The organism is Streptomyces sp. NPDC088354, from assembly GCF_044753585.1.
In the GTDB taxonomy this organism is placed as follows: Bacteria; Actinomycetota; Actinomycetes; order Streptomycetales; family Streptomycetaceae; genus Actinacidiphila.
Map to the genome: position 1 here is coordinate 35,529 of NZ_JBIVNJ010000023.1, position 13,551 is coordinate 49,079.

Genomic DNA, 13,551 nt, shown 5'->3' on the forward strand with positions numbered 1-13,551 from the left:
GGCAATACCGGCGCCTTTACTCAACGAAGCCCGTCAGATTTCACGGCCGGACAGACCCGCTCGGCGCAGTGCTGCGACCACGTCGCGCCGCCGCGAGGCCGACACCAGGCCCGCGGCCTCCAGCAGCGGGCCGGTCAGGTCGGGGCGTTCGGCGGCGATCGCCGCCGCCGTCTCCGGGGTCCTGGCGCGCACCAGGGCGACCAGCAGTGTCACCGCCCGGTCCCGCAGCCGCGCCTCGCACAGGACCGCGGCGGTGCCCGCGACCTCGGCGGCCGGGCGCGCGGCGGCCTGGTGCAGCAGCGTGCGGCAGTCCTCGGCCCGGCCCGCGGTGTCCAGTGCCCCCGCGACGGTCGCCAGGTGGTGCGGGGGCAGGGAGGCGAGCTCCCACAGCAGGGTGGCGACGTCGGCGGCGAGCCCTGCCTGCTCCAGCGCCGCCGCGAGCTCCGGGATCCGCTCCGCCGGTCCCGCGGCCGCCTGGCTCATCAGCACGTACGCCTCGCCGCTGCGGCCCGTGCGGCGCAGCTCCGCCATTCGGGCGGCGGTCGCCCACGCCGCGGCCCGGTGCTCCCGTGCCTCGGTGGCGCCGGACTCCTCCCGCCCGTCCGCCGGCGCCCGCTCCCCCGCGGCCCCCGCGAAACGGGCGCCGCGCGGTCCTGCGTGTGCCGCGTCCTCGGGCGGGGCCGCGACGGGCCGGGATTCCCCGGCGGCGGCCTCCGGCGCGCCGGCGAAGCGTGCCCCGCCGTAGCGGGCGCCACCGCGCCTGCCCTCCTTGCGACCGCGGGCGGGGGCCTGCGGGGCCGGCTCGGGCGCGGGACGCTCCTCGCCCGTACCGGGAGCGGGGGAGGGCGGGGGCGCCGGCGCGCGGAACCAGTCCTCGGGGGCGGCGGGGCGCGCCAGGACGGCGTCGAGTCGGGCCTGGAGCTCGGCGCAGCGGACGGCGGCGCGCTCGCGGTCGTCTCGGGCCCAGGCGAGTTCGCCCGCCGTCCGCTCGGCCCGGTCGTGGTCGTGTCCGGCGCGGTGCAGCGCGTCGTCGAGGTCGCGTTCGCGCAGCGTCGCGTACTGGCGCTCGCGGAGCATCAGGTCCAGCCGGGTCCGCAGGGTCTGCTCGCTGCCGGGGGCCGCGTCGTACGCGGCGACCGCGGCCGCGTGGAGGCGCCGGGCGGGTGCGAGGACGCCTTCGCCGACGTGTCCGCCGCGCACCGCCGCGACGTCGTGGATGAGGGCGCGCACGACGTCCCAGGGGGGCACGTCGGCCCCCTCGAAGTAGGCCCGGGCCGCCTCCGGGTCGCGCCGGGCGAAGACCGCGTACCAGCCGGGGGACGCCCCCAGCGCGGCCGCCAGCCCGCGGAACCAGTGCGTGAACTCTCCCGCCGCGTCGCCTGCCCGGGTGCTCGCCCCGCGTTCCACGTTCGCTCCTCCCTGCCCGCCGCCGGGCGGCGTAAGCGTGTGGTCCGCCTGGCATTCGACACCAGTCCTGTTACGGGAGCGCTACAGGGAGTTTTCACCCGGGGTGCGGCAGGAGCGCGGGCGCCCGCGCACGCCCCCCGCGTCGTGTCGCCGCCCGCCGTCATCTTCCCTACGGCGGGCGGCATGTGATGTTGCGTCAGGTGTCAGTGGCGGCTGCTCCGGACCACCATCGCGGATCCGCCGCCGCGGCGTACGGGCTCCGCGGCGGCCAGCCACCGGCCGTCCGGCAGCCGCTGAATGCCGGTCGCCGCGCCGATCTCGGCGCCCTCCACCAGGTTCTGTCCGAGCGCCTTCAGCTGCGCCGCCGCGGGACCGGCCAGGAATGCCGCCTCTGCCTGGGTCGTGGCGGTGTTGCGCTGGCTGGCGCGCGGGGCCGCGATGGCGTCGACGAGCGGCAGGCCCCGGTCGACGTGCTCGGTCAGCACCTGCAGGACGGTGGTGATGATCGTGGCGCCGCCCGGTGAGCCCAGCGCGAAGTCGACCTTGCCGTTCTTGAGCACGATCGTCGGCGAGATGGAGGAGCGCGGCCGCTTGCCGGGGCCGGGCAGGTTGGGGTCGTGGACCGCGGGGTTCGCCGGTACGAAGGAGAAGTCGGTCAGTTCGTTGTTGAGCAGGAAACCGCGGCCGGGCACGGTGATGGCGCTGCCGCCCGTCTGCTCGATGGTGAGGGTGTACGCGACGACGCCGCCCCACTTGTCGGCGACGGTCAGGTGCGTGGTGTTCTCGCCCTCGTAGGTGGTGGGGGCGGCTGTGCCGCCCGCGCCGCAGGTCGCGGGGTGCGCCGGGTCGCCGGGTGCGAGCGGGCTGGTCAGCACCGCGTCGTCCTTGATCAGGCAGGCGCGCGAGTCGGCGAACCGCTGGGACAGCAGCCCGGCGGTGGGGACCTTCTCGAAGGCCGGGTCACCGACCCAGCGCCCCCGGTCGGCGAACGAGATCCGGCTCGCCTCCAGGAAGCGGTGCAGGTACTGGGCGTCGGACAGCCGGGACAGGCTGCCGGTGCGCTCCAGGATGTTGAGCGCCTCGCCGACCGTGGTGCCGCCGGACGAGGAGGGTGCGATGCCGTACACGTCCAGCCCGCGGTAGGCGACACGGGTCGGCTTCTGCACCTCGGCCCGGTAGGCCGCGAGGTCGCGTGCCGTGAGGTCCCCCGGCCGCACGACGCGTGTGGCGGCCGGGTCGACGGGGGGCTTGCGCACCGTCTTGACGATGTCGGCGCCGATCTCGCCGTCGTAGACGGCCGAGATGCCCTTGTGGCCCAACTCCTCGTAGGTGCGGGCGAGATCGGGGTTCTTGAGGGTGGAGCCGACCGCCGGCAGCCGCCCGCCGGGCAGGAAGAGGGCGGCGGTGGCGGGGAAGTCCTTGAAGCGGGCGAGATTGCCCTCGGTCTGGCTGCGGAAGGTGGCGTCCACGGTGAAGCCGTCGCGCGCGATCCGCTCCGCGGGCTTCAGCACCTCGCCCAGGCTCCGGGTGCCCCAGGCGTCGAGCGCCGTGTCCCAGGTCGCGGACGTGCCGGGGACGCCGACGCTGAGACCGCTGGTGACGGCGGCGTCGAAGGGCAGCGGCTGGCCGTTCTCGACGAAGAGCCGGTCGGTGGCGCTGCGGGGCGCGGTCTCCCGGCCGTCGATGGTGTGGACCTTGCGGTCCCCGGGGCTGTAGTACACGAAGTAGCCGCCCCCGCCGATACCGGAGGAGTACGGCTCGGTGACGCCCAGCGCGGCCGCGGTGGCGACCGCGGCGTCCACGGCGTTCCCGCCGCGCCGCAGCACCTCGATGCCGGCGGCCGAGGCGTCGGGGTCGACGCTGGAGACGGCGCCGCCGTAGCCGACGGCGAGCGGTGCCTTGCCCGGTGGGCCGTGATGGGTTGGGCCGCCGGGCGGGGCCGCCGCGACCGACAGGGCCGCGGTGGCGGTGACGGTGAGCAGCGACAGGATCCGTGCGGCGTGACGACGCATACGTGGACCTCCACTAGGGCGACCGTTCAGGCAGCGTAACCCGACCCCGGGTTCCTCGTCAGGAACACCTCAACTACCATCGCGGCCCATGAGCGACGACGTGCGCAACATCGTGCTGGGTCTGGCCGCAAGCGGCCTGAGCGCCGCACTGGGGTGGTTCGTGCGCACCTATGTGTGGCGCCGCCGGCTCCGCCGCAAGCAGCGCTTCTTCGGGCTGCCCGCCGGTTCCGAGTGCCTGCTGGTGGTCAACCGTGATCCGGGCGCACGGGAGTGGAGCGTGGCGCGGCACGACGTCTTCGCGCTCATCGAGCTCTCCGCGCTGATCAAGGAGTGCCGGGCCAACGCCGAGATCCTGCCGCACGACACCGCCTGGCAGGGCTTCGGCGCGCGGACCGAGTTCTGCATCGGCGGTCCGGTCTCCAACCACCGCATGGCGGCCCACCTGCGGTCGATGCTGCCGGGCGTCGAGGTCGGCAGGGAGAAGTCCGGCCCGGACCAGGGCGCGCTGACCGTGGGCGGCGAGACCTACCGCATGGACAAGGGCACCACCGAGTACGTCCTGCTGGCCCGGCTCGCCGCCGACGAGAACACCGGCAACAGCCGCCCGGTCTTCCTGGCCTCGGGACAGCGCGCGGTCACCAACCAGGCGGCGGTGCGCTACCTGGCACGCCACTACGGCCGGCTCACCCGCAAGTACGGCGTCAACGGGACGTTCTGCCTGCTGCTGAAGGTCGTCAACTCGCAGGCGTACGGGCCGGACGTCGTGGAGATCGTCTCGGACGTGACCCGGGCCGCGGTCACCCCGGTCGTCCGCCCGGAGGCCACGGCCGCGGCCGCGGCGGCGACCGCGACCGCGGAATGATCATGTGACCACCGGGCCGGCCGCGGGTGCGGCCGGTCTCACCCGCGGACGTGCAGCCGGTCCAGGACCGCGGCGGCCATCGCCTTCTCGCCGAGCGCGTTGGGATGGGCGGGGGCGGCCGGGGCGGCGGGGGTCAGCGGCTCGATCCAGCGCACACCGGGGGCGGTGCACATGTCGTGCCCGACCGTCGGCGTGTAGGTGTCCACATAGGTGGCCCGGGCGGCCTTCGCGCGCCGGGCGAGCATCGCGTTGAGGCGCTTCTCGGTGTCCCGGAGGTACGCGAAGTCCCCGTCGGCGAAGGGCACGGCCGGCCGGCAGCCGACGCCGCTGTCGGGGAGCAGGTCCGGGTAGCCGACGACCACCACGCGGGCGTGCGGGGCGCGCCGGTGGACGGCGTCGAGCACGGCGTCGATCTTCGGTGCGGTCGCGTCGATCGCCGCGCGCAGCTGGTCGCTGCCGCCGGAGGAGTAGTACCGCTGGCAGGGGTTGCCGGTGGGGTCGCCGAGCGCCGCCCCGGCGCAGGTACGGATGATGCTCCCGAAGCCGACGTCATTGCCGCCGATCTGGACGGTGACCAGGGACGTCCGACGGGACAGGGCGTCCAGCTGCGGCGGGTTGGTGCCCTGGGCCTGCCACATCTCGGCGGTGGTGGCGCCGCCGCAGCTCACGTCGGTGAGGACCGCGCCGCGCAGTCGCCCGGCCACCAGCGAGGGGTAATTGCGGTCGGAGCGGGCACAGTTGACGTCCACCTGCGTGGGGATCAGCGGCCCGGAGGTGTACGAGTCACCGAGCGCCACATAGGCGTCGCGGTGGCCGTGCCCGTGTCCCGGCCCGTGGCCGTGTCCGTGACCGGCGCCGCCGTGCGCGGCGGCCGGCACCGCGCTCCCGGCCGTGAGCAGAAGTGCGGCGGCGGCAGCCGCGACACCCAGGATCGACGCACGTCCGACAGCCATCGGGCCCTCCCCCTGTCAACGCTGACGGTCCAGATTCGGCGCGGGACGAGGCGAAAGTCAATGACTGTGCAGGAAGTGCACACCACGGTGACCGCCGTCCGCGGCCCACGGCGCCCGAGGCGCGTCGTGCCACGTCGCGGTCGCGCCGGAGCGCGGCACGGCGCCCGGTGCCCGGTGCCACGGCAGTGGCCGTGACGCCGACGCGACGGGACCCGGGCGCGACAGGGGGACGCGGGAGCGCCGGAGCTACTGGCTCCCCGCGGTGGCGTCGGCGTGTCCCTCCCCCAGGACCTGCCCGGCCAGCGCGTCCCGCTCGGGCTTGGGGATGGCGGTCCAGCGGGTGCCGCGGATCGCGCCCTCCAAGGCGAACAGGGTGTGGCTGCGCGCGTCCTCGGGAAGGTCTCCGCGGATCATCGCGAAGGCACGTCCCGCTCCGAGGCGCCGCAGCTCGTCGGCGTCCGTCACGCCGACCCGGCGGAGGCGCTCCGCCAGTACAGCTCCGATGTTGGGCATCTGCTGCAGGGAGTCCATGCCCACATCATGCACCTCCCGACGCCCCGTCAGACGGCGATCTCGGCCCAGACACGCTTGCCGGCCGGGAGAAGCTCGGTGCCCCAGCGGAAGCTGAGGGAGGAGACCGCCTGCAGACCGCTGCCGTTCTCCGGGCAGGTGGGGGGCGGCCCGACGAGCCTCAGGCAGGGCAGCGCACGCGAGCCGTCGCGCACCGACAGGTGCACCAGGGACAGCCGCCGCCACAGCGTGATACCCAGGTGGCGGCCACCGGCGTGCCGCACGGCGTTGCCGACCAGTGCGGCGAGAACGGCCTCGGCGGTGCCCAGCAGGTGCCCGAGGCCCCAGGTGTCGAGAGTCGCCGAGAGGATGCGCCGGGCGTGCACAGCCGCCAGGTCGTCGCACGGGAGGAAGACCTCGTCGAGGAACGTGCAGGCACGCGGCGCGCCGGGAGGCTCGGCCCGTCGCTCCCGGGTGTCCACGCGGTCCGGGGGCGTCGCGGCCGCCTCGTCCGGGCCGCAGGCGGGGGCGAGGCTCAGGGCGGGCGGTCTCGCGGCCGGGTTCTCCCGCATGTGTCCACCTCACAGGTCTCGTAGGTGGCGCCGAGCATTCCCGTGAAGCCGCTGTGCACGCGATACCCCCGCGCTATTCTCACCACGACATACCCGCTGGTAACGCCGGTGCTGCCGTGGCGTGGACGGGAGGCGTGGATGTCGGAACCGGGTTCCGGCGAAGGTGTCGGGATACCGTCCTGGGCGTGGGAGCGGGACGAGATACGGGAGGCGCTGCGCTCCCGTGACGCCGGGGCGATCCTCCGCTTCGCCCAGCAGTTCGGAGGCGCCAGCCAGTCCCGCATCGCCGCCGCGACGGGGCTGCTGCAGGGCCGGGTCAACGAGATCGTGCGCGGGCGCCGCTCGGTGGTGCGCCTCGACGTCTTCGAGCGGATCGCGCAGGGTCTGCGCATGCCGGACCCCGCGCGGATGCTCCTGGGGCTCGCCCCGCAGCGTTTCAGCGGTTACGGCACCCGCGATCTGACGGACCATCCGCGTGTCGCGGCCGTGGCCCTGACCAAGTCGGAGGCGGCGGCCGAGATCCGCGACGCGGCCGCGGGGGCGGAGTCGGTGGACGTGGTGGGGGTCAGGGCCCTGGGACTGGTCGCGCTCGGCGACTCACTGCTGCGCGGCCCGCTGACGGGCGAGGGCCGAGCGGATGTGCCGCATCTGCGACTGCTGCTGCTCCATCCCGAGAGCCCCGCGGCGGCGCGCATCGCCGAGGAGGTCGGCGAGACGCCGCGGTTCTTCGTGTCGAGCCTGCGGTTCGCCGAGGACATGCTTGCCGCGCTCGCCGAAGAGGGAACGATTCGCCTGGAGGTGTACCGCTACCGGACCACGCCGGTGTGGCGGCTGGTCCGGCTCGACGGCCGCACCTACGTCTCGGTCATCGGACGGCCCGGCGACGCGCGCGGCTCGATGGTCTACCGGCTCTCCGCCACCCCGCCGGGCTCGGTCCTCTACGGCTTCGACCGCTTCTTCGAGGCCATGCTCGGCGAGGCGGAACGCGTCATCTGACCTTGGGGTCGGCGGCCTACGGCTCCGAGGCCTCCGCGTACACCTGCGACAGTTCGGGGGTGCCGCTCTCGGCCCAGTCGTGGCCGGCCTCGACGACGTCCAGCTCGCGTCCCGAGGCGAGCATGACCACGGGGCGGCCGTTGGGCCAGATCTGCCAGGCGGCGCCCGGCACCGTGCGCACGATGACCGTGCCGAGGTAGAGCCCGGCGTCATTGCCGAGCCAGGAGAGCTCGTCGGGGTCGTCGCGCCAGCGCGGCTGCAACTGGTCGACCCTCCCCAGCGACGCCGGAGTGTCGTCGAGCGCGACCCCCTCGGACTCGGCACGGGCGCGCAACAGCTCGCATTCGGCGAGCAGTTCACCGACGCCCTCGGGGTCGTCCACGACCGGCCCCGTCATGGCCGTGCCCACGACCTCACCGTACTTTTTGCGCCACTTGTCGAGGAACGAGATCTCCATGCAGGTCAGCGTATGCCGTCCGCACGAAAAGCCGGATGGTGACGTCGTACGCCTTCCTCAAAGTCTCGTGCACAGTCTGTGTCGAGTGCTCCCCTCGCCCGCACCGGCCCCAGGAGTGTTCGGCCGGATGCCCCGTATCGGACTCGGTCGGGTGATTCCCGCGGCGCCGCCCCCGGGCGGTGGCCCGTGCGCGGCCGGGCAGGAGCGGCAACGGCACGCTGTATACGTTCCGTTGCCGCACAATACATAGCGTGAAGCCGCCCGGTGCGAGAAGGAGCACGGGATGTCTGATGAACGGGAGGCCGCCCTGCGGACGGCCGACCGCGCCTGGCGCCTGCTCGAGGAACTGGCGGAACGCGCGCCGGGAGCGGTGCGCCTGACCCCCGGCGCCGACGAGGGCGAGATCGACGGCTGGGGCGTGCCGCTGCCGCCCGAGGTGCGCCGCCTGGTGGGGCGGGTCCGCGCGGTCAGGATCGGCGGGCTGGAGGAGTACCGGCTCGCGCCGGAACGGGGGCTGGCCACGGGCGGCTGGGCGGTGGGGCCGCCCGGCTCGGCGCATCTGCTGCACGAGGCGGGCGAGGACACGCTCTTCGTCGACGTGGACGCGGGCACCGGCGCCTGGGGGCGGGTGTTCGCCACGACCGGGGTGTTCCAGGAGACCTGGGCCTATGTGGCGCCGTCCCTGGTCGCCTGGGTGACCACGCTCGCGTGCGCGGGGCTGGCGGCGCTGGAGCGCACGGGGACTCAGATCCTGGAAGGCCATGGCCCCTCGGCCGACAACGCCACGGTGCTGGAACGGCTGGCCGAGACCTCGCACGTGGTCTCCTACCGGCCCGACCTGCGCGGCGTCCCGGTCGCCGCGGCCCGCCGCGGCGCCGACCCGGAACTGGCCGCCGCCCTGGCCGGACTGCCGGACGAGGCGGTGGTGGTGGACCTGCGCGAGGTGGCCGCCCCGGCCACCCTCCACCTGCCCTGCCCGCCCGGGCCGCGCGGTGGCTGGGTGGAGTTCCAGCGCCGGCACGGCGGCCGCTTCGCGGTCGGGATGCCCCGCAGCGCTCAGACGTCGAGGTCGACGACCACCGGGGCGTGGTCGGAGGCGCCCTTGCCCTTGCGCTCCTCGCGGTCGACGTAGGCGTCGCTCACGGCCTTGGTGAAGGGCTGGTTCGCGTAGACCAGGTCGATGCGCATGCCGCGGTTCTTGGGGAAGGCCAGCTGGCGGTAGTCCCAATAGGTGTAGGGGCGGTCGTACTTGAGGGGACGGGGCACCACGTCGCTCAGTCCCGCCTCGCGCAGGCTCGCCAGCGCCTCCCGCTCGGCCGGCGTGACGTGCGTCATCCCCTCGAAGACGGTGGGGTCCCACACGTCCTCGTCGGTGGGGGCCACGTTGTAGTCGCCGAGGACGGCGAAGGGGCGCTCGGCCGCCGCGTCCTCGGCGACGGCGGCACGCAGCGCCTCGAACCAGCGGAGCTTGTAGGCGTAGTGGTCGTGGCCGACCTCGCGGCCGTTGGGCACGTACACCGACCAGACGCGGACCGCGCCGCAGGTGGCCGACACCGCGCGGGGCTCCTCGACGTCCTCGTACAGCGGTCCGCCGGGCAGGCCGACGACGACGTCCTCCAGGCCGACACGGGAGAGCAGCGCCACCCCGTTCCACCGGCCGGTGGCGTTGACGGCGGTCTCGTAACCGAGGGCGCGCAGCTCGTCGAAGGGGAACTGCGCCTCGGCGCACTTGGTCTCCTGGACGCACAGCACGTCCGGGGTGCTGTCCTCCAGCCAGGCGAGCAGCCGCGGCAGGCGGGCGGTGATGGAGTTGACGTTCCAGGTGGCGATGCGCATGGCACCGAATCTACCGCCCGCGTCCGACAACCGGCCCCGCCCGCCTCCGCGCGGGGCGTCAGCCCAGCTCGACGCTGTCGCCGGGGGCCAGCCTGCCGTGCTCGGCACCGGCCACACCGGGGCCGTCGGGACCGAGCAGCCGGCCGTAGAGGGTCGCGGCCACATCGGTCAGCAAACCGTCGTGCACGTCGATGGCCCGGGCCGGCTTGAGCTCGCGCAGGTAGTCGATCACCTCGGAGACCTTGCTCCAGGGTGCCTGCACCGGCAGCAGCACCGTCTCGACGGAACGGCCCGGGACGGTGAGGGCATCACCGGGGTGGAAGACGGACCCGTCGACCAGGAAGCCGACGTTGGTGATCCGCGGGATGTCGGGGTGGATCACCGCGTGGAGCTGTCCGTGCACCTCGATGTCGAAGCCCGCCGCGCTGAAGGTGTCCCCCTCGCCGACGGTGTGCACCCGGCCGGGGAACGCGGCGGAGACCTGGTCCGCGACGCTCTTCAGCGTCCAGACCTCGGCTGCGGGGTTGGACTCCAGAGCGGCGCGCAGTTGCTCCTCGGTGAAGTGGTCGGCGTGCTCGTGGGTGACGAGGACCGCCTCCGCCCCGGCCGCGGCCTGCGGCTCGGTGAAGGCCCCGGGGTCGATGACGAGCGCGCGCCCGTCCTTCTCCAGCCGGACGCAGGCGTGGCCCCTCTTCGTCAGTTTCATGACTCTCCTCCGCGGCGGTGATCCTTTGCATGGCCATCATGGCCGAGGCCGGGCGCACCGTCCTGGTGCGGGAAGTACCGGGATACGGGCGCCGCGCGCGGTCTCACTCCCCCGGGTGAGTCTCCTCCCGGATCACCTGGCGCGCCACCGTGAAGGCGGCGCCGGCGGCCGGGACCCCGCAGTGCACGGCGGTCTGGAGCAGCACTTCCTCGATCTCGGCGGGGCTCAGCCCGTTGCGCAGCGCCGCCCTGATGTGCGCGGCCAGGTCGTCGTGGTGACCGCCGGCCACCAGCGCGGTCAGGCTCACCACGCTGCGGGTGCGGCGGTCGAGCCCGGGCCGGTTCCAGACCTCGCCCCAGGCATAGCGGGTGACGAAGTCCTCGAAGTCCACGCCGAAACCGTCGGCCTGCTGCGCGGCCCGGTCGACGTGGGCGTCGCCCAGCACCTCGCGGCGGATGCGGTCGCCCTCGTCGTAGGCGCCGGGCCGGACGCCCGCGGCGGCCGCCGATCCGGCGAAGGGTGCCACCGGGGAGGGCGCCCCGGACAGCGGCGTGGTCATGGGCGCGACGGGCGCGGTGGGGGCCGGCGCCATGGTGTACGTGCCGGTCGGCTCGGACCACGGGGCCTCGAAGTGGCGGACCAGCAGTTCGGTCACCGCCGCGGGCTGCTCGACCGGCACCAGGTGCGAGGCGCCGGGGACGACCGCAAGCCGCGCGTCGGTGATCCCGGCCACCAGCGCCCTGGCGTCCGCCGGGGGCGTGACCGGGTCCTCGGAGCCGTTCAGCACGAGCGCCGGTACGGCGATCCGGTCCAGGTCGGCGCGGACGTCGTGGGAGGCGAGGGCCTCGCAGGCGGCGACGTAGCACTCGGGGTCGGTACTGCGCACCATCTGCACGGCCCAGTCGACGATGGCCGTCTGCGCGGTGCGGAAGCCGGGGGCGAACCAGCGCTCCGGGGCACTCTGGGCGATCTGGTCCAGCCCGTTGGCCCGGACGATCACGCCGCGCTGACGCCAGGCGTCGGGGGTGCCGTAGCGGGCGGCCGAGGAGATCAGCGCGAGGGCGGCCACACGGTGCGGGGCGCGCAGCGCCAGCTGGGTCCCGATGGCACCGCCGAAGGAGCAACCCGCGTAGCCGAAGCGCTCGATCCCGGCCTGGTCGAGAGTGCGCAGGAGCCGGTCGGCCAGTTCGGCGGTCGAGGCCGAGGGATCCGCGGGCGCGCCGCCGTGCCCCGGCAGGTCGTACCGCAGGACGCGCCATTGGCGCGTCAGCTCGGGCACCTGCCGGTCCCACATGTGCCAGGTGGTGCCGAGTGAGGGGCCGAGTACGAGGACCGGGGCGTCCTCGGGGCCGTCGAAGCGGTACTGGAGGGTCTTCGGGGTCTGCTCGTCGCTCACACTTGTCACGCTATCGAGCGAACGGCCGGGCGGTGCCACCGCCCCCCGCCCGGCCGATCCGGCACGGGCGTCAGGCGAAGTCCATGGTCGAGACGACGTAGACCACGGGCGCGTCCGGGCTCGTCAGGTCGACCGTGATGTCGTGGTCGGGCTTGTCGCCGTGCTGCTGGAGCCGCACCCCGGCCCAGTGCTGGCCGGAGCCGAAGGCCCAGCGCACGGTGCGCGCCTGCTTGGGGCTCACCGTCACCTCGCCGTCCTTGAGCGCGGCCCGGCTGCTCCCCACCTGGGCCAGGAACGTGTCGAGGCCGCCCTGGCTGGTGGTGAACTGCACATAGAGCGAGCTGGCCGCCCAGTTGTTGGTCTCCAGGTAGGCCACGGGGCGCGACCTGGCGGGAATCGGCACCTGGTAGATGCGGCGCTGCACCTTGGTGGGCCACAGGTAGGTGAGCGTGGTGGCCGCCGCCTGCTTCTGCTTCTGCTCGCCGCCGTCGCGGCTCTGCTCCGCGGAGATGATCACGTAGAAGATGGGCACGAGGACCAGCAGCGGGACGACCGTCCACTGCACCCAGCGGGGCGGCTTCCTCATGGGGGGACTGCTCACTTGCCGACAACCTTCGCGTAGCGCTCGTACCGCTCGACCCGGCGGCGGTTCGCACGCCGGAAGCGACGGGCGACCAGCCGTGCCAGGTCCGCGGCACCGACCATCCCGGCCTCGGGGCCGAGCTGGGCCTTGACGATACGCGCTTCGGGCCGGTAGCCGCGCCCGGTCAGGTGCCGCCGGAACGCGTCCCGGGCGGGGGCGATCAGCAGATCGTCGGCTGCGCTGACGCCGCCGCCGATGACGAAGCAGGAAGGGTCCAGGGCAGCGGCGAGATTGGCGATGCCGACGCCCAGCCACTGGCCGATCTCCTGGAAGAGCTCGACGCACATCGCGTCACCCTCACGGGCGAGCTCCGTGATGAGCGGACCGGTGATCTCCCGCACCTGGCCGCCGACCCGGTCGATGATCCCGTAGGCGACCGGCGAGTCCGCGGCCGCCAGCTCGCGGGCCTCGCGCACCAGGGCGTTGCCCGAGCTGTACTGCTCCCAGCAGCCGCGGTTGCCGCAGGCGCAGCGGTGGCCGCCCGGCACCACCTGCATGTGGCCGAATTCGCCCGCCACCCCGTAGCGGCCGCGCTTGACGTGGCCGTCCTCCAGGATGGCGCCGCCGATGCCGGTGCCGAGCGTGATCATGACGAGGTCGTTCTCGCCGCGGCCCGCGCCGAAGCGCCATTCCGCCCAGGCGGCGGTGTTGGCGTCGTTGTCCACCATGACCGGGACGCGGAGGCGCTCGGTGAGGCGGTCCTTGAGCGGCTCGTCCCGCCAGGCCAGGTGCGGCGCGAAGAGCACCCGGGAGCGGTCGGCGTCCACCCAGCCCGCCGCGCCGATGCCGACGGCGTGCACATCGTGGCGCTCGGACAGGTCCAGGACGAGCTCGGTGATGGTGTCCTCGACGACCTTCGGGCTCTTGCTCTTGTCCGGGGTCTCCGTGCGCAGCTTCTCCAGGATGTTGCCGTCCGCGTCGACGACGCCGGCCATCACCTTTGTGCCGCCGATGTCGATGCCGACGGTCGGCACCCGCGGGGCGGTGAGGTGCGAACGCCGCTCACGGCGGCCCACGGTGCTCAGGAGGGTGGAACTGCTGGAGGAACGCGCGGAACCTCCGCGGTAGGTGCGCTCACGGTACGTGCTCATCTGTTCACCGCCGCGGTTCCGGTCCGGGGCTGCTGCTCGGTCGCTCGCAAGGCTCGTCTCTCCGGCGGTCGGGGCTGGGTCCTCAGTGATTCTAAGTGCGGGCCTTCGAC

General features: G+C 74.1%; 14 protein-coding genes. 3 read left to right on the top strand and 11 right to left on the bottom strand.

Annotation, left to right across the window (positions count from 1 at the left end):
* Nucleotides 1-33: 33 nt before the first annotated feature.
* Entirely contained in the window at nucleotides 34-1,407 is a 1,374-nt protein-coding gene (locus ACIP98_RS27770; protein ID WP_401978507.1) for a hypothetical protein, read from the bottom strand.
* Nucleotides 1,408-1,610: 203 nt separating this feature from the next.
* Nucleotides 1,611-3,419, bottom strand: coding sequence for a gamma-glutamyltransferase (ggt, locus tag ACIP98_RS27775; RefSeq protein ID WP_401978509.1), 1,809 nt, complete (start codon nucleotides 3,417-3,419; stop codon nucleotides 1,611-1,613).
* Nucleotides 3,420-3,507: 88 nt separating this feature from the next.
* Between ggt and ACIP98_RS27780 the strand changes: the two genes are divergently transcribed.
* Nucleotides 3,508-4,281: a hypothetical protein gene (locus tag ACIP98_RS27780; RefSeq protein WP_401978510.1), complete on the top strand. Its 774-nt coding sequence runs from the start codon at nucleotides 3,508-3,510 to the stop codon at nucleotides 4,279-4,281.
* Between the two features lie 38 nt (nucleotides 4,282-4,319).
* Here ACIP98_RS27780 and ACIP98_RS27785 read toward each other — a convergent pair whose 3' ends face one another.
* The 3 genes from ACIP98_RS27785 to ACIP98_RS27795 all read right to left on the bottom strand — a co-directional run bounded on the left by ACIP98_RS27785 (nucleotide 4,320) and on the right by ACIP98_RS27795 (nucleotide 6,316).
* The gene (locus tag ACIP98_RS27785) at nucleotides 4,320-5,234 is read right to left on the bottom strand and encodes an SGNH/GDSL hydrolase family protein (RefSeq protein WP_319658839.1); all 915 of its coding nucleotides are present in this window, start codon (nucleotides 5,232-5,234) and stop codon (nucleotides 4,320-4,322) included.
* 246 nt (nucleotides 5,235-5,480) lie between these two features.
* Nucleotides 5,481-5,765 carry a TfoX/Sxy family DNA transformation protein gene (locus ACIP98_RS27790; protein ID WP_319658840.1) on the bottom strand — a complete coding sequence of 95 codons (285 nt, stop codon included), beginning with the start codon at nucleotides 5,763-5,765 and terminating at the stop codon, nucleotides 5,481-5,483.
* Between the two features lie 29 nt (nucleotides 5,766-5,794).
* Nucleotides 5,795-6,316 (bottom strand): ATP-binding protein, encoded by a 522-nt coding sequence (locus ACIP98_RS27795; protein WP_401978511.1) that lies wholly within the window; start codon nucleotides 6,314-6,316, stop codon nucleotides 5,795-5,797.
* Nucleotides 6,317-6,454: 138 nt separating this feature from the next.
* On the opposite strand from ACIP98_RS27795, the gene ACIP98_RS27800 reads away from it, so the two are divergent.
* Nucleotides 6,455-7,312, top strand: coding sequence for an XRE family transcriptional regulator (locus ACIP98_RS27800; protein ID WP_401978512.1), 858 nt, complete (start codon nucleotides 6,455-6,457; stop codon nucleotides 7,310-7,312).
* Between the two features lie 16 nt (nucleotides 7,313-7,328).
* On the opposite strand, the gene ACIP98_RS27805 is transcribed toward ACIP98_RS27800, so the two are convergent.
* The gene (locus ACIP98_RS27805; RefSeq protein WP_401978514.1) at nucleotides 7,329-7,769 is read right to left on the bottom strand and encodes a DUF6278 family protein; all 441 of its coding nucleotides are present in this window, start codon (nucleotides 7,767-7,769) and stop codon (nucleotides 7,329-7,331) included.
* Between the two features lie 283 nt (nucleotides 7,770-8,052).
* Here ACIP98_RS27805 and ACIP98_RS27810 point away from each other — a divergent pair, with 283 nt between their 5' ends.
* On the top strand, nucleotides 8,053-8,901 hold the full coding sequence (locus ACIP98_RS27810; RefSeq protein ID WP_401978516.1) for a hypothetical protein: 849 nt from the start codon (nucleotides 8,053-8,055) through the stop codon (nucleotides 8,899-8,901).
* On the opposite strand, the gene ACIP98_RS27815 is transcribed toward ACIP98_RS27810, so the two are convergent.
* The 5 genes from ACIP98_RS27815 to ACIP98_RS27835 all read right to left on the bottom strand — a co-directional run bounded on the left by ACIP98_RS27815 (nucleotide 8,826) and on the right by ACIP98_RS27835 (nucleotide 13,441).
* Nucleotides 8,826-9,605, bottom strand: coding sequence for an exodeoxyribonuclease III (locus ACIP98_RS27815; protein ID WP_401978517.1), 780 nt, complete (start codon nucleotides 9,603-9,605; stop codon nucleotides 8,826-8,828). The two genes, ACIP98_RS27810 and ACIP98_RS27815, sit on opposite strands and share 76 nt — an antisense overlap.
* A gap of 58 nt (nucleotides 9,606-9,663) precedes the next feature.
* Nucleotides 9,664-10,311, bottom strand: coding sequence for an MBL fold metallo-hydrolase (locus ACIP98_RS27820; protein WP_319658846.1), 648 nt, complete (start codon nucleotides 10,309-10,311; stop codon nucleotides 9,664-9,666).
* Between the two features lie 103 nt (nucleotides 10,312-10,414).
* Nucleotides 10,415-11,707 (bottom strand): 3-oxoadipate enol-lactonase, encoded by a 1,293-nt coding sequence (gene pcaD / locus ACIP98_RS27825; RefSeq protein WP_319658847.1) that lies wholly within the window; start codon nucleotides 11,705-11,707, stop codon nucleotides 10,415-10,417.
* Between the two features lie 70 nt (nucleotides 11,708-11,777).
* A complete protein-coding gene (locus tag ACIP98_RS27830; RefSeq protein WP_319658848.1) occupies nucleotides 11,778-12,293 on the bottom strand; it encodes a hypothetical protein in 516 nt (171 codons plus the stop codon).
* A gap of 11 nt (nucleotides 12,294-12,304) precedes the next feature.
* Complete coding sequence (locus ACIP98_RS27835) at nucleotides 12,305-13,441, bottom strand: ROK family glucokinase (protein ID WP_319658849.1); 1,137 nt, start codon at nucleotides 13,439-13,441, stop codon at nucleotides 12,305-12,307.
* Between the last annotated feature and the right edge of the window lie 110 nt (nucleotides 13,442-13,551).